The organism is Micromonospora sp. NBC_00330 (genome assembly GCF_036136635.1).
GTDB lineage: Bacteria > Actinomycetota > Actinomycetes > Mycobacteriales > Micromonosporaceae > Micromonospora > Micromonospora salmantinae.
In genome coordinates this window covers 5,659,591-5,673,301 of sequence record NZ_CP108012.1, presented here as the reverse complement: position 1 = coordinate 5,673,301, position 13,711 = coordinate 5,659,591, and the positions used below count along the sequence as shown (strand labels likewise).

15 protein-coding genes are annotated in these 13,711 nt (G+C 68.1%); 5 read left to right on the top strand and 10 right to left on the bottom strand.

Going from position 1 to position 13,711, the window contains the following annotated elements; all coding sequences use genetic code 11:
* Positions 1-37: 37 nt before the first annotated feature.
* Genes OG598_RS25785 through OG598_RS25775 form a run of 3 tightly spaced genes read right to left on the bottom strand, consistent with a single transcriptional unit; the run spans position 38 to position 1,598 of the window.
* Positions 38-421 (bottom strand): hypothetical protein, encoded by a 384-nt coding sequence (locus tag OG598_RS25785; protein WP_328651446.1) that lies wholly within the window; start codon positions 419-421, stop codon positions 38-40.
* Complete coding sequence (locus OG598_RS25780; RefSeq protein WP_328651445.1) at positions 418-1,305, bottom strand: class I SAM-dependent methyltransferase; 888 nt, start codon at positions 1,303-1,305, stop codon at positions 418-420. The genes OG598_RS25785 and OG598_RS25780 overlap by 4 nt, the downstream gene beginning before the upstream one ends.
* Entirely contained in the window at positions 1,305-1,598 is a 294-nt protein-coding gene (locus tag OG598_RS25775) for a hypothetical protein (protein ID WP_328651444.1), read from the bottom strand. The genes OG598_RS25780 and OG598_RS25775 overlap by 1 nt, the downstream gene beginning before the upstream one ends.
* Positions 1,599-1,654: 56 nt before the next feature.
* Between OG598_RS25775 and OG598_RS25770 the strand changes: the two genes are divergently transcribed.
* Positions 1,655-2,299: a TetR/AcrR family transcriptional regulator gene (locus OG598_RS25770; RefSeq protein ID WP_328651443.1), complete on the top strand. Its 645-nt coding sequence runs from the start codon at positions 1,655-1,657 to the stop codon at positions 2,297-2,299.
* A 54-nt stretch (positions 2,300-2,353) separates the two neighbouring features.
* Here OG598_RS25770 and OG598_RS25765 read toward each other — a convergent pair whose 3' ends face one another.
* Positions 2,354-3,235 carry a LysR family transcriptional regulator gene (locus tag OG598_RS25765; RefSeq protein ID WP_328651442.1) on the bottom strand — a complete coding sequence of 294 codons (882 nt, stop codon included), beginning with the start codon at positions 3,233-3,235 and terminating at the stop codon, positions 2,354-2,356.
* Between the two features lie 137 nt (positions 3,236-3,372).
* On the opposite strand from OG598_RS25765, the gene OG598_RS25760 reads away from it, so the two are divergent.
* Together OG598_RS25760 and OG598_RS25755 are read left to right on the top strand one after the other, a co-directional pair.
* Positions 3,373-3,984, top strand: coding sequence for a dihydrofolate reductase family protein (locus OG598_RS25760; RefSeq protein ID WP_328651441.1), 612 nt, complete (start codon positions 3,373-3,375; stop codon positions 3,982-3,984).
* On the top strand, positions 3,981-4,925 hold the full coding sequence (locus OG598_RS25755; protein WP_328651440.1) for a GNAT family N-acetyltransferase: 945 nt from the start codon (positions 3,981-3,983) through the stop codon (positions 4,923-4,925). The genes OG598_RS25760 and OG598_RS25755 overlap by 4 nt, the downstream gene beginning before the upstream one ends.
* A 23-nt stretch (positions 4,926-4,948) precedes the next feature.
* Here the strand turns inward: OG598_RS25755 and OG598_RS25750 are convergent, their stop codons facing one another.
* The 4 genes from OG598_RS25750 to OG598_RS25735 form a co-directional block, all read right to left on the bottom strand.
* Positions 4,949-6,856, bottom strand: coding sequence for an ABC transporter permease (locus OG598_RS25750; protein ID WP_328651439.1), 1,908 nt, complete (start codon positions 6,854-6,856; stop codon positions 4,949-4,951).
* Between the two features lie 125 nt (positions 6,857-6,981).
* The gene (locus tag OG598_RS25745; protein WP_145796139.1) at positions 6,982-8,412 is read right to left on the bottom strand and encodes an ABC transporter substrate-binding protein; all 1,431 of its coding nucleotides are present in this window, start codon (positions 8,410-8,412) and stop codon (positions 6,982-6,984) included.
* Between the two features lie 437 nt (positions 8,413-8,849).
* Positions 8,850-9,656 carry an IclR family transcriptional regulator gene (locus OG598_RS25740; protein ID WP_328651438.1) on the bottom strand — a complete coding sequence of 269 codons (807 nt, stop codon included), beginning with the start codon at positions 9,654-9,656 and terminating at the stop codon, positions 8,850-8,852.
* 172 nt (positions 9,657-9,828) lie between these two features.
* Entirely contained in the window at positions 9,829-10,731 is a 903-nt protein-coding gene (locus tag OG598_RS25735) for an SdrD B-like domain-containing protein (RefSeq protein WP_328651437.1), read from the bottom strand.
* A gap of 185 nt (positions 10,732-10,916) precedes the next feature.
* On the opposite strand from OG598_RS25735, the gene OG598_RS25730 reads away from it, so the two are divergent.
* Together OG598_RS25730 and OG598_RS25725 are read left to right on the top strand one after the other, a co-directional pair.
* Positions 10,917-11,642 carry a DUF4839 domain-containing protein gene (locus tag OG598_RS25730; RefSeq protein ID WP_328651436.1) on the top strand — a complete coding sequence of 242 codons (726 nt, stop codon included), beginning with the start codon at positions 10,917-10,919 and terminating at the stop codon, positions 11,640-11,642.
* Between the two features lie 285 nt (positions 11,643-11,927).
* Complete coding sequence (locus tag OG598_RS25725; RefSeq protein ID WP_328651435.1) at positions 11,928-12,812, top strand: DUF1963 domain-containing protein; 885 nt, start codon at positions 11,928-11,930, stop codon at positions 12,810-12,812.
* 409 nt (positions 12,813-13,221) lie between these two features.
* On the opposite strand, the gene OG598_RS25720 is transcribed toward OG598_RS25725, so the two are convergent.
* Positions 13,222-13,395, bottom strand: a complete 174-nt coding sequence (locus OG598_RS25720) for a hypothetical protein (protein ID WP_328651434.1) — start codon at positions 13,393-13,395, stop codon at positions 13,222-13,224.
* The gene (locus tag OG598_RS25715; RefSeq protein ID WP_328651433.1) at positions 13,392-13,610 is read right to left on the bottom strand and encodes a flavin reductase; all 219 of its coding nucleotides are present in this window, start codon (positions 13,608-13,610) and stop codon (positions 13,392-13,394) included. The genes OG598_RS25720 and OG598_RS25715 overlap by 4 nt, the downstream gene beginning before the upstream one ends.
* Positions 13,611-13,711: the final 101 nt, after the last annotated feature.

The following is a 13,711-nucleotide window of genomic DNA, read 5'->3' as shown; positions in this document are numbered from 1 at the left end:
GCCGTCGTCCGGTGATCTGGTGTCGCTTTCGCGGCGGCTACAGCCGCTCGAAGCTCTCCATGCCGGCGAGTTTCAGCACCTCGGTCCGGGTCGCCGGGCATTCCTGGCGGGTCTGGTCGTCGATGTCACGGCCGTTGGGTACGGGGCCCTGCTTCTCGTACCAGGAATAGAGGTTCACTGTGAGGTTGGCCATCGCGCCCGTCTCGGACCCGATCCCCTTGAGCGTCGGCACCTGGCCGTCCAGGTAGGCGCACACGTCCTTCGCCGACACCGGGGAGCCCTCGGCCGGAGCGGAACCGGCCGCGCTGGTCGATCGTGTCGTGTCTGGCGCCGCAGCCTTCTCGGGCGCGTCGGCCTCGGTGCAAGCGGTCAGGGCGAGCACGAGGCAGAGGGTTGGTGCGAGCGGTCGGAACGTACTCATTGGCTTTTGTCCTCACGGAGTTCGTGGTGGGTGGGGGTTCCGGCGGCGTTCGCGGTGACGAGCCAGAGACCGGCGGGAAGTCGGTAGCCGGCGCCAGGCTCACGGAACCGGTCGAGCAGCCGGGCGGCCCCCGCTCGGGCCGCGGCCTGTCCGGCCGGCGGGGCCGCCCGGTACGCGGCACCGGCCGGGCCGACCTCGATGAGCCATTCGGCCACCGCGTCGGCGTCGTCCGTGGTCTCCAAGGCGACATTGCACTGTGTGATCGTGACGGCGGTGAAGCCGGCGGTGGTGAGGACGCGGGTGAGGCGCGCGGGGTCGGCGAACGCGAACGGACCGGGCTCGTCACCGACCGGTAGCGGTGGTAGCGGCCCGAGGTGTGGTGCCGCGCCGAGCATCGCGGCGGACAGCCACTGGTTGACGCCGCCGTCGCGGAAGACGGTCGCGGCGAGGCGCCCTCCCGGGCGTAGCGATCGCCGGATCGTGGTGCAGCCGGCAACCGGATCCGCCAACAGCATCAGCGTCATCCGCGAGAACGCCGCGTCGAACGGCGCCCCCGGCACGACTTCGAGAGTCTCGATGTCGGCAAGGTGGAACCGAGTGCCCGGGTACCGCTGCCGAGCGGCGGTCACCATCGCCTCGGCGATGTCGACGCCGATCGCCGTGCCGGTCTCGCCGACTGCGGCGGCGATCTCGGCAGTGGTGCCGCCGCAGCCGCAGCCCACGTCGAGGATTCGCTCGGCGGGTCGTGCGGCGAGTCGATCCATGGCCGCCGCTCCCAGCGGTCGACCGGTCTCGTCCTGCCGATCGGCGTGGCGAATCCAGCCAGCTGCCGCGCCCGCCCAGAAGGCGGCATTGCGGGACCGCAAGGCGGCGGTGTCGGCCATCAGAACGGCATCTCGGCGCCGTCGACGCTCATCGAGCGGAAGTGAGCCGCCTTCGTCGGGTCGAAGCCGTCCTCCTGTGCCGCCAGGCCAGCAGCCCGGACCAGCCGTTCGGACTGGAACCGGCGGAACGCCGCCTCGTCCTGCCAGACGTTGATGATCCGCCAGCCGTCCTCCGTCGGCCCGGCGACATGGGCGAGGAGGCCCGGCGGTCGGTCCGGTCCGAGGTGTCGTTCCACCTGCCGGTATTCCGCCTCGCTGACGCCGGGCATCTCCTGCAACACACCGAACGGCATGGCCGTCCCCTCTCGATAGAGTGAGCCTCTATCCAATAGAGCACTACACTCGGACAGTGGTTGTCAAGCGGCGATATGACTCATCCCGGCGACAGGAGCAGGCCCGACAGACCCGGCGGGCGATCCTCGAAGCGGCTGGCCGGCTGTTCGTCGACCCGGGCTACGCGGCCACACCGCTGACCGCCGTCGCCGTGGAAGCCGGCGTCGCGGTCCAGACCCTGTACGCGGTGTTCGGCAGCAAGCGGCAACTGCTCTCCCAACTGGTCGACGTCACGCTGGCCGGCGACGACGAACCGGTGGCCCTGCCGGACCGGCCCTTCGTCGCCGAGATCCGCGCCCTCACCGACCCCCGGGCCAAGCTCGCCCGCTACGCCCGTCACCTGGCCGAGGTCAACGCCCGGCAGGCCCAGGTGATGCTCGCGCTGGCCGGTGCCGCCACTGCCGATCCGGATGCCGCCGAGATCTGGCGCAAGAACGTCGACGACCGCCGCCGCGGCATGGCCATGTTCGCCGCCGAACTCGTCGGCACGGGAGGCGTACGCCCCGACCTGGGCGTCGATCAGGTGGCCGACATCCTCTGGCTGGCCCAGGACGTCCGCAACTTCGACTGGCTCGTCCGGCAACGCGGATGGGCGATCGAGCAGTACCAGCGGTGGTACGTGGACACGGTCGGCGGCGCGATCATCGCCGGCGCCGAATAGCGGACAGCGCCGGTCATGGCGTGCTGTGGTCACCTGGCCCGCCGACGCGGCGGGCTATTCGACGGGGTGGAGACCCTGCGCGATGCCGGCGAAGGAGCGGATGAGTTCCGTCTCGCCGCCGGTACGCCAGATCAGCCCCCACCGGCCCGGCGGGGCGTCGTGGATGGGCACGTAGGCGATGTCCGGCCGCGCGTAGTAGCGGGCGGCCTGGGCGTGCACAGGCGAGACGGCTTCGCCGGTGACGAGGATCGGGATCATCTCCTGGAAGTTGGAGACCGACGGGCCGATCGGAATCAACCGTCCGCTGGGTGTGCGTACGGGCACCAGGATCTCCCGCCAGTAGTCCGGCCGGGCCCCGCCCATGACCGTCTCGTCCGCCAGATCCTCGTAGGAGATCGATTTCCGGCCGGCCAGCCGGTGGGTCGCCCCGACGGCCAGCACGATGGGTTCGGTGTAGATCACCGGGCCGACGGTGAGGTCCGGCTCCTTGACGGGCAGCCACACGATCTGCACGTCGATGTCACCGGCGCGCAGCCGACCGAAGGGATCGCCGAAGTCGACGTGCCGGAGCTGCACCTCGCAATCAGGGTGGTCCTTGGCGAACCCGTCGAACAACTCGCGGAAATCGTGGAGGTTGACGGCGATCGACCCGACCCGCAGCACACCGGTCTTGCCGCGGGCGGCGAGCCTGGCCCGGTCCATGCCCTCGTGCAGTCCTCGGTACATGGGCTGAATGTCGTCGAAGAGCCGTTGGCCGATCGGTGTGAGTGCCACCTGCCTGTTGTTCCGCTCGAACAGCGCGGCGCCGATCCGGCGTTCCTGCTTCTTGATCGCCTGGCTGACCCGGGCCTGGGTCACGTGCAGCCGCTCGGCGGTGCGGGTGAAGTGCAGTTCCTCCGCCAGGGTCAGAAAGATCTCGATGTCGCGGAGTTCCATGTGCTGTTCCCGATCCACCCATTAGCGAAGGGTTATGGCACGTTACCAGTCGTGATCTTGTAGCCCGGCGCCTCGCCGGGCAGGCTGATGGACGTTGCCGCCGAACAGCATCCGGCAGCCTGAACGAGGAGATCGTCGTGCGCAAGCTCGTGTATTACATCGCCACCACCCTGGACGGCTTCATCGCCGGCCCCGACGGCGCCGACCCGACCGGCCCCGGCGGGTTCTGGCCCATCCCGGACGACTACCTGCACCACCTCGTCGGCGAATATCCGGAGACGCTTCCCGGTCCGGCCCGGCAGGCGTTCGGCATCACCGACCAGGGCAGCCGGTTCGACACGGTGCTGGAAGGGCGCCACTCGTACGAGGTGGGCCTGAAGGCCGGCGTGACCGACGCGTACCCGCACCTGCGCCACCTGGTGTTCTCCCGAACGCTGGGCAGCAGCCCGGACCCGGCCGTCGAGGTCATCGGCCAAGACCCGATTGCCACCGTACGAGAGCTGAAGCGGCACGACGGCAAGGACGTCTGGGTGATCGGCGGCGGCGCGCTGGCCGGTGCCCTCTACCCCGAGATCGACCAGCTGATCATCAAGCTCGCCCCGTTGACCATTGGCGCCGGCATCCCGCTCTTCGGCCGTGACGCCGTCTTTGCACCACGCACCTGGCGCCTGACCGACCACACAGTTCTGGACAGTGGCGCTCTCTTCCTCACCTACACGCGCACACAGACCGGAAACGAGTCCGCATGAGCACCTCCCTTGACACCGTCACGATCCGTCCCATCACCGGGCCGGACGAGATCGCCCTGTTCAACCGCCTGCCGTACACCATCAATCACGAGCTCGACGACGACCTTGCCGACAAGCGCCGCCGACCGGAGTGGATGTGGGTGGCAGTGCGCGGCGACCGACTGCTGGCCAGGGTCGCCTGGTGGGGCCGCAGCGGCGACGACACTCCGCTGCTGCTGGACATCCTCGACGTCGACGACACCGCCGAGGACCTGACCGAGGTGGCACAGGCGCTGTACGAGACCGCCGCGAAGCAGGTCCTGACCCCCGGCGCGGTCCCTCCCGAATACGGCCGTTTCATCCCGGCGGACTGGCGCGAGAACCCGGACACCTACCGGGCGGTGCGTACCAGGATGGGCGTCCTCGAGAGCGCCGGCGCGCGGCTGACTGTCGAACGCCTGCGCCTGGAGTGGCGCCCCGCGGCCGGCCTGCCCACGCCCGACCGGCGACTGGTCTTCCGCCCGGCCCTGGACACCGACGAGTTGGTCGCGCTGATGACCCGCGCGCTGGACGGGACCCTGGACGCGCACAGCCGTACCGACCTGGCGCAGATGTCGCCCCACGAGGCCGCGCTCAAGCACTACGAGCAGGAACTCGCCACGTACTCCAGCCCCCGTGAGTGGTGGCGCATCGGCACGTTGGGCGAGAACGGCGAGCCCGTCGGGTTCGTCGTTCCGGCCCGCAACGCCTACCACCCGGTGATCGCCTACCTCGGCGTCGTTCCGGAGCACCGGGGCCACGGGTACGTCGACGGCCTCCTCGCCGAAGGCACCCGAACCCTGGCCGCCGAGGACGTCCCACGCATCCGCGCGGCCACCGACCTTGGCAACGTACCCATGGCGAAGGCCTTCGCCCGCGCCGGTTACGTCAACTTCGAGCGGGCCATCAACATGGCCTGGTAGCGCGAGGGGTCGGCTGCCCCCGATCAGCCCTTCACCGCGCCCGCGGTGAGCCCTTCGGTCAGGAAGCGCTGCCCGAGGGCGTACATGATCACCACGGGGATGCTGACGAGCAGCGACGCCGCGGCGAGTTGTCCCTGCGGTACGACGTCTCCCGCGATCATCGATTGCATCCCCACCGGAAGCGTCTTGTACTCGTCCTTCGTGATGAACACGAAGGCGAAGAGGAACTCGTTCCAGGCGTTGGTCAGGGTGAAGAGCGCGACAGCCAGCAGCCCTGGCTTGGCCAGCGGCAGCACCACCCGGCCGAACGCCTGGATGCGGCTGCAACCGTCGACCAGCGCGGCCTCCTCCAACTCGATGGGGATCGACGAGAAGTACCCCACCAGCAGCCAGGTGGCGAACGGCAGCGTGAAGGTCGGGTACGTCACCACCAGGGACCACAACGAGTCGGTGAGCCGGGCGCCGATGAGCATCTGGTACAGCGGGATGAACAGCAGCGCGCCCGGCATCACGTAGGTGAGCAGCACAGTGACGGTGAAGCCCTGCGCCCCGCGGAACCGCAGCCGGGCCAGCGCGTACCCCGCCAGGGCGGCGCAGACCAGTGCCACAGCTGTCGACGCCGCGGACACCAGCAGGGTGTTGAGATACCAGCGGCCGAACGGCTGGTTGTCGAACAGGGCGCCGAACTGCTCAAGCGTCCACGGCGTCGGCCACAGGTCGTCGGTACGCATGACGACCTGGCCCTCGGACTTGAAGGCCGTGACGGCGATCCAGTACAGCGGGCCCAGCACGAAGAAGAGCAAGCCGGCCAGCGCGGCCCAGGAACCCACTCCCGACACGGCTGACGACGAACGGCGACCACCTCGGGACTGAAGGGTCGAGACCACCCGGCCGACGCCCGCCGCGATCAGCAGGATCACGCCGAGGACCACCGCCGCCTTCCAGAAGATCTGCGGTGACGCCCAGGCCAACAGACCGGTGACCAGCGCGGCGACGACCCACGGCAGCGCCTTCCGCGCCGTTCCGGCCCACCGTCGTGCCCCGATCCACCGCGCTGTCCGGCGTCGCCGGGGCAGTCTGATGTTGGTGTCCTGGCGCAACAACCGGACCAGGACGAACACCAGCCCGCCGATGATCGGCAGCATGACGAGCGTGACCGCCGCGCCCGCGCCGTACTGGAGCTGCAGGATGGCCTTCGAGTAGGCGATGAGCACGTACGGCGCTGTCACGTCACCCGGGCCGCCCTGCGTCAGCAACCAGACCAGGTCGAAGTTGTTGAACGTCCAGATCGACGACAGGGTCACCGTCACGGTGATCACGTGGCGCAGTCCGGGCAGCGTCACGCTTCTGAACCGCTGCCACGCCGAGGCGCCGTCGATGGTCGCCGCCTCGTAGAGGTCCGCCGGAATGGCCTTCAACCCCGCGAGGAAACACACTGTGAAGAACGGCACCCCCTTCCAGACGTTGACGAGGATCACCGACGGCATGGCCAGCGACGGGTCGGACAGCCAGCCCGCTGGCCAACTGTCGACCAGGTGCGCGCTGGCCAGCAGCGGCCCGATCCCGGTGGCGGTGAGCAGCGCGTTGACGCTGCCGAAGATCGGGTCGAGCAGCGCACGCCAGCTGAACGCCGTCACCACCGTCGGCACCACCCACGGCACCAGGAGCAGCCCGGCCAGCACGGCCCGCCCGCGGCGGCGATGGTGCAGCAGCAGGGCCGCGGCCAAACCCAGCACGACCTTGAAAACCTCGGCGTACGCGGTGAAGACGAACGAGTTCACCACGCCCGTGTGGAACTGATCGTCGCCGACGAGCGCGAGATAGTTGTCCAGGCCGACGAACACGCTGTCCTGACCGTGCCGTTCCGTGGTGCTGGTGATGATCGAACGGGCGATCGGCACGAGAACGAGCCCGCCGACCAGCACTGCCATCGGCGCCAGGAACAGGGCCGCGAGTCGCCAGTCGCGACCCAGCCGCCGCTGGACCGCGGTGAGGGAGCCAGGTCCCGACGGCGAGGGCTTCCTCGCCGCCGGGACCCGCGCAGGACGGACCGACCTCACTGCGGCAGCCCCTGCTGGTTGAAGATCTGCACCATCTTCGCGTGGGCGGCCGTCACGGCCTGCGCCGGCGCCGCTCCCTGCACGACCTGCTGCATCATGTCGGTGAGGACGTAGGCCGAACCCACCGCCTGCTGGCCCGCGCTGGCCTTCTGCGGGAAGGCCAGGCCGTTCTTCGTGTTCAGCGGCAACTTCAGCTCAGTGATCTTGCGCAGCATGGGGAACGCCGGGTCGCCGCTGGTGAAGAACGGGTCGGCGTCCCAGACCTTCTCCCAGGCGGGCATCACCAGGCCGGGTGCCTCCTTCGCCACCCCGAGCAGCGCGGGCGCGCTGACCAGGTACTGCGCCAGGAGCTTGGCGAGCGCCGGGTTCTTGGCGCCCTTGAAGACGACGAAGCCCTGCGACTGTCCGAGCAGCAGCGGATTGTCGGTCGCCGGTCCGATGCAGTCGGAGAACACGTGGGTGTTCGCGTGCACCGGGTTCTTCTTGGTCCTGGAGTCCGCGTAGACGCTGAACTGGTTGCGGGTGTAACCGAGGATCCCGGCGAGCCAGTTCTCGTTGTTGCTGGTGTCGGTCCAGCTCGCGATCCCCGGCGGCAACATCGGCTTGTACTTGGGGTTGGTGTAGATGTCGCCGAGGAAGGTCACGGCCTGCACCGTCTCCGGTGAGTTGAAGGTGACCTTCCGGCCGTCGTTGGCGGCGATCGACCCGCCGTAGGCGTTGATCAACGCCTCGATCATTCCGTTGCCGTCACCGGACCGGTTCACCGTCATGCCCCAGCCGAACCGGCGTTTGGTCGGATCGGAGATCTCCAGGCACAGGTCCCGCAGCTCCTCCCAGCTGTAGATGTCCTTGGGGGAGATGCCCTTGTCCTGCATCCAGTCCTTGCGCAGGAACGACCCGATCCCGATGAAGTGGTACGGGATGGCGAACCACTTGCCGTCGAAGACGCAGAAGTTCTTGGCCTCGGCGCAGGGCTCGCCGTACTTTGCGGTCAGCGCCTTGACGACGTCCGTCACGTCCTCCAGGTCGCCCAGCGCCTGAAACTGCGCGACGAACCGCGAGTCGGTCATGAACGCCAGGTCACGGGCCACCCCGCCCTTGACCTCGGCGTCGATCTTGGCCACCACGTCACCGGCGTCGGCCTGGACCAGACTGTTCTCGATCTTCGTTCCGGTGGTGTCGGCGAACTTCTTGATCGAGCTGTCGAGGGCTTCGTTCGCCGTCGTCGAGTACAGCTTCTGCGACAGCATGCCCATCGAGGAGCCCTTCATCGCCGCCGCGGCGTCGATCAGCTCCTGCGGAACCTCCGCCTGCACCCTGGTGGGCGATTCGGAACCGTCCCCACACGCGGCCAGACCGGCCGCGCCGAGCACCCCCACCCCCATACCCAGAAAGCCGCGCCGTGACCACCCCGACTTGTCCTCCATGGACACCCGCCTCCTTCTTTTCCCGCGCACGGCTGCACGCCGAAGGCCTAGCTGGCGAACACCGCGATGGTTGTGTTGCAGTTGGTTTCTGCCGGCGACCACCGAGGGACGCCCGTCGAGATCAGTGCGTTCGTGGGTTCCTACGCTGGTGAGCGGGCCCGCCCGTCACCGTGGGGCGTCCGCTCACGCGCGCTTCGTCGGAGCCACCCGAGACATGTCGGGTGACGCTCTCCGGGTAGCGCGACGAGATTGAGGTGATCGGCGACCGGGCCGAGGCAGTAGCGCTGGCGTTCCAGTTCGGTCGGGTCACAGGACCACCGCCGTTCGAGATTTCGAACTAGGTTCGATATACCGTATCGAGTGGTCGCGACGCTAGGGCAGTGCGACGACCTATGTCAATGTTTCGATGTGGTTTCGAACCGAAAGCGGGAGGTTGCCTACCGAGGTTGCGCCCGGTAACCCATGCGAGCCGACAGCACAGCCGCGCCGTCGCGAACCAGCCCGGTCCACTCCACCTGCACCTGAGGCGTCCAACGAATGATCGGCGCGGACAGACTCATCCCAGCGATGATGGTGCCGGTATGGTCCCGGATCCCCGCAGCGACACAGCGCATCGCGGTGTCCGACTCGCCGATGTCGACAGCGACACCCTCCGCCCGGACACGGTTCAGATGCTCACGAAGAAGATCCGGGTCGGTGATGCTGTCCGGTGTCATGCCCGGTAGGGGGCCCTTCAGCAGGACGGCGTCCAGGTCCGCCTGGCCGAGAGCCGACAGCAGTACCTTGCCGACGGCCGTGCAGTGAGCGGGCAGCCGCAACCCGACCCCGGAAACCATCCGAACGGGGTGGGTGCTGTCGAACTTGACGAGATAGATGACATCGGCGCCGTCGAGCACCGCCACATGAACCGCCTCGTCGCACGCAGCGGCCATGTCCCGCGCGACGCCCTGCGCCTCGCGTACCAGATCAAGCCGGCCCGCGAACGCCGCGCCCAGCTGGAACAGCGGCATGCCGAGCCGATACTGCACAGGCTGACCCGGTATGGAGATCAGGTACGCGCGAGCCTCGAGCGTCACGAGCAACTCGTGGACGGTCGTGCGCGGCAGGTCGAGTCGCTCCATCACCTGGCGGGCCGACAGTTGGGGGCAGTCCAGGAACAGTTCGAGGACGTCGAGGGCGCGGATGACCGCCGGTACCACACGGGGCATGTCGATAGTCCCTTCGCAGTGCCGGACCCGTGTCAACGATCTCCACACGGGCCAGCACCTGAAGAGGATATCTACGTCGGCTCCCGACGCCAGGTGCCGAACTCGTCGTCGATGGGGGCCGTCTGGACGGCGCGGCGATCGGCAGCCGCTGCCATCCGTCCGGCTCGCCGCCCGCCCGAAACGTCTCAGGCGGGCGGCGGTGACGGGCTCAGCTCTGGGTGACCAGGCCGGCGTCGATCACGTACTCTCCGCCGTGCACGGCCTCGAATTCGGCGCTGGCGACGAGCAGGGTCGGCTCGTACTGGTACGAGGTAACGATGTCCGAGTCCGTGGCGTCGTCACCCACGTCTGCGACAGTCCGGCCGTACGTGGCGGCCGCCTCCAGCCGGACCTCGTACAGCAACTCGGTGCGGGCGGTGATCGACCAGGTCCCGTCCGGGTTGACGGTGGCCGAACCACCGCCGATGGCCTGTCCCTGCCGATTCCACAAACGCACGTCCAACACGCCGTCCGGGCCACCGCCGATGGCCGGCTCGTTCGCCTCGCGCTGCCCATCCCGGTCAAGGTCGTGCCACACACTGCCGCGGATGACGCACGTGCCCGAGATCGCCGCCGTGACGGAGCCGGTGTTGTTGTCGGTGTTCGCCTCGCGGCGTTGCGGGGTGATGCTCGTGGTGATGGGCACCCTGCTGCCCGGCGCCGCGCCGGCCACGACGAACGGCACGAACAGCCGGCTCGCCCGACCGCCAGCAGCCAGTTGCGGATGCGAGCACGTGTAGCTCATCGTGCTCACCGCCGTGCAGGTCCAGCCCGGGTCACCGACCGACGGCGTGGTTGTCCTGAGCCCTGCGGGCACCGCGACCGTGACGCTGATCGGGTCCGACGCGCCGGTGCCGATGTTCCGGATGTCGATCTCGGCGGAGAAGGTCTCTCCCTCCGCCGGATTCAGCACGTCGGTCATCATCAGATCGACGGCCAGATCGGGCTGGAGTCGCCCGGCCGCCACCGCGTCGGCCGGAGCGAGTGCCGCCGCGCCCCCGACGAGGGCGAGGGTGGCCAGCGAGGTGGAGAAGGTACGTCGGATCGAGCGGGAAAGGGAACGAGGGCGCATAGGTTCCTCACGTCGCAGTGACGGCCCTCCCCTGACGGTGAAGGCCGGACTGGAGATCAAGATCTCCACTCGTCCGGCGTCGTCGATCAGCCCGGCGTTACACGGAGCCGGTGTCAGTTGTGCCTGTCCCCTATGCTGCGCCAGGCAGTTGGTGTGAGCAGTCCACTTAGGGGGCCCGAAGCCGCATGGCCGACGAGATCAAGTACGAGTACAAGACCGTACGGCCAGTTCGCGGCACCGACGCCTGGGTCATCTCGAAGATGCAGAAGGATGGCTGGGAGCTCGTGCAACAGGCCCCAGGCACGCTTCGCTCCACCGTCGACTTCCGTCGGCCGAAGAAGCCGCAGCCGTGGCTCCTGATCGGCGCGGCGGCAGCCGTCCTCGTGATCCTTGCCGTCGTCATCGGCACCGCCTCTGCACTCAGCGGCGGAGACGAAAAGAAGCACGAGTCAGACAAGTCGACGGCTGCTGTGAGTGAGAAGCCATCTGCTACGCCGGCTCCGACCGCTGTCGAGTCGGCTGCCACTGAGGTGATCACGCCGCAGAACAATCCGGAGTTCGCCGCGCTGCTGAAGGCGGACAGTTGCGACGACGCGAACCTGGCCTTCGCGACCAGGCACGAGGGCAAGACGGTCGCGTTCGACGGCTCGATCGTGAACATGGTGCCCCACGGTGACTACGACACCCGCTACGACTTCCTTCTGGGACCAGGCGACAAGGGGCCGAACACGACGGTCGGCCCGGCCTTCAAGTACGAGGACGTCAACATTCTCGGCCTGAAACTAACCGGCAAGCAGATCCCCGCCACCGTCGGCGAAGGCGACAAGTTCCGCTTCGTCGCCGAGGTAGGCGAGTTCAAACCCGCCCAGTGCCTCTTCTTCCTCGACCCGGTCTCGACGGAAGTCCGGTAGTCAAGATGGGCTAGCCGCGTCACTGCCGGACCAGCTTGCCGGTGCTGGACGTTCACCCCCTGGTGGCGATGCAGATCTTCGGCACGCCCAGTTCTGGCCCCGATCACGGCAATAGCGGCGCCACAACGGGCCGCACCTGCATAAGAGTGGGCCGCCAGGGACTCGAACCCCGAATCCCTTTCGTGCTGAGGGGATCGGGCTGAACCGGGCGGAACGGCCCGCTGAACTGGGCGGTCGCCGGGCTCGCCCTCTGGCCGTTGGGTCTTCGTGGCACCATGTTGCGCTATGGATCATCAGGGGCAGGTCCGTCGTGCAGCGCTCGCGTTGGGCATCCCGGACGACGAGGTCAGCCGGTTCATCCAGCACCTCCGTTTGTCGATCCGGTTGAGCGGGGGATCCGGCGGTGTTCCGGTCGGGCAGTTCGGTGGGTTGCCCCGGCTGCCGGTGGGCATGGACTGGCCGTCCGACGGGGTCAGTCCGTTGCCGTTCATCTTCTCGGTCGACTGTGCGGCGCTGCCAGGAGTCGACGGCTTCGGCCTGCCGGCAGACGGCTCGCTGCTGTTCTTCCTGAACCACGAGCAGGCCGCTGCCACCGGGGAGCGAAGGTACGGGCGAGTCGTGTATGTGCCGGCCGGTACCGGTACCGAGCTGGCGACACGATCCACCGACGACGCGTTCGTCGGCGAGCAGTACGACGTCGGCGCCACGCTGCGCGCGGAGTTCCCCGATTGGTTCGGGGCGGACGACGAGGACGAGGACGACGAGGACGACCTGTCGCCCTTCCAGCAGCAGTTGGCCCGTGACCTCGAGCGTGACCTGCCGCACCTGGACGAACTCTGTGCTCTGGCCAACGAACTCTGGCCGCCTGACAACGGGTACGCCAGCGCCTATATCGGCGGATATGCCGACGAGGAAGTAATGAAGAGTTTTGCGGAGCAGACCCTCGCGTGGCGCGAGAAGACCGGCGAGATCGTCATCCCGGTCGCGAAATGGTATTCCCATGTGGAGAAGGAGACGCACCGGCTGACGACTGAGTGGGTGTCGCTCGCCCGCTTTCCCGTAGACAACGAGCTCTATTACCGCAGTGACGGGGGTTTCGTGATCCGCCACGACGACCTGGCCGCTAGCCGGCTGGACGAGGCACTTTCCGTGGCTGAGTTGGTCCCATAGAACACCGGCGGCGGCTGTCACCCGTCACGTGAAGCTGATGTGTAACGGATCGAGTGAAGCCAGACATCGCCGGCAGCCCGGCCGTTGGCTTCACTCGGGTGGCTTCGCTGCTTCACCTGACTGCTCACGCCGGATCGCCGAAGGACGGCACCTTCTACTCCCGGGATCCTTCCACCGGCCCAAGATCCGACCTGAGTTGTGCCCTGGTGGTGCCGGGTGATCTTTGGTTAAGGTTTCTGCAGCTCAGAGGGGTTCTGTGGTGGGCCGCCAGGGACTCGAACCCTGAACCTATGGATTGCCGGCGGGGCGGCCTCCTGCGGTGTGGTTCGAGGTCACCCGGGCTGCTGGCGTGCTTCTCGGTCGGGTTCGGCTGGCACGGTTGCTGTACTTCGCTGCTGTACTGCTGGCATCAGATGAGGCGCTGGATGCGGACCTTGGGGCGCTCGTTCCTCAAGTGGCTGTGCTTGTGTTGGCGGACCTGTTCGTCCCAGACCTCTTGGTCGTAGTCGGGGTCCGGTGGGATCCACTTGTGGGAGCCGTCGCTGTAGTGGAACTTCTCGTCGCCGGGTCGCAGGATGCTCATCGGGTCCAGCCGAGAAACCGGTGATGCAGGTAGCCGGCGGGGACGTGGGTCAGGTCCTGGGCGGCGTCGACGAGCTGCGCGGCCAGGTAGAGCGCTAGTGACACCGGGGCGCGGTCGTATTCCGCTCGCAGTTCCCGCCGCCGGGTCTGACAGGGCCAGTCGGCACCGCAGCCGCCGCACGTCCAAACCGGTGTCACCGGTAGGTGGGTCGTCATTGCGGGCCGTCCTGACTCGGCCAGTGACCGCGGTTGATTGGGATGAGGTGGCGGCTTCTGCATGGCAGGTCGGCTCCGCAGCGGCAGACGCGTCGCCAGTG

What these genes read in the sequence shown, in the direction of transcription:
- OG598_RS25785 (WP_328651446.1), bottom strand. Translation starts at nt 421, where the DNA reads ATGAGTACGTTCCGACCGCTCGCACCAACCCTCTGCCTCGTGCTCGCC.
- OG598_RS25780 (WP_328651445.1), bottom strand. Translation starts at nt 1,305, where the DNA reads ATGGCCGACACCGCCGCCTTGCGGTCCCGCAATGCCGCCTTCTGGGCG.
- OG598_RS25775 (WP_328651444.1), bottom strand. Translation starts at nt 1,598, where the DNA reads ATGCCGTTCGGTGTGTTGCAGGAGATGCCCGGCGTCAGCGAGGCGGAA.
- OG598_RS25765 (WP_328651442.1), bottom strand. Translation starts at nt 3,235, where the DNA reads ATGGAACTCCGCGACATCGAGATCTTTCTGACCCTGGCGGAGGAACTG.
- OG598_RS25755 (WP_328651440.1), top strand. Translation starts at nt 3,981, where the DNA reads ATGAGCACCTCCCTTGACACCGTCACGATCCGTCCCATCACCGGGCCG.
- OG598_RS25750 (WP_328651439.1), bottom strand. Translation starts at nt 6,856, where the DNA reads ATGGCAGTGCTGGTCGGCGGGCTCGTTCTCGTGCCGATCGCCCGTTCG.
- OG598_RS25745 (WP_145796139.1), bottom strand. Translation starts at nt 8,412, where the DNA reads ATGGAGGACAAGTCGGGGTGGTCACGGCGCGGCTTTCTGGGTATGGGG.
- OG598_RS25735 (WP_328651437.1), bottom strand. Translation starts at nt 10,731, where the DNA reads ATGCGCCCTCGTTCCCTTTCCCGCTCGATCCGACGTACCTTCTCCACC.
- OG598_RS25730 (WP_328651436.1), top strand. Translation starts at nt 10,917, where the DNA reads ATGGCCGACGAGATCAAGTACGAGTACAAGACCGTACGGCCAGTTCGC.
- OG598_RS25725 (WP_328651435.1), top strand. Translation starts at nt 11,928, where the DNA reads ATGGATCATCAGGGGCAGGTCCGTCGTGCAGCGCTCGCGTTGGGCATC.
- OG598_RS25720 (WP_328651434.1), bottom strand. Translation starts at nt 13,395, where the DNA reads ATGAGCATCCTGCGACCCGGCGACGAGAAGTTCCACTACAGCGACGGC.
- OG598_RS25715 (WP_328651433.1), bottom strand. Translation starts at nt 13,610, where the DNA reads ATGACGACCCACCTACCGGTGACACCGGTTTGGACGTGCGGCGGCTGC.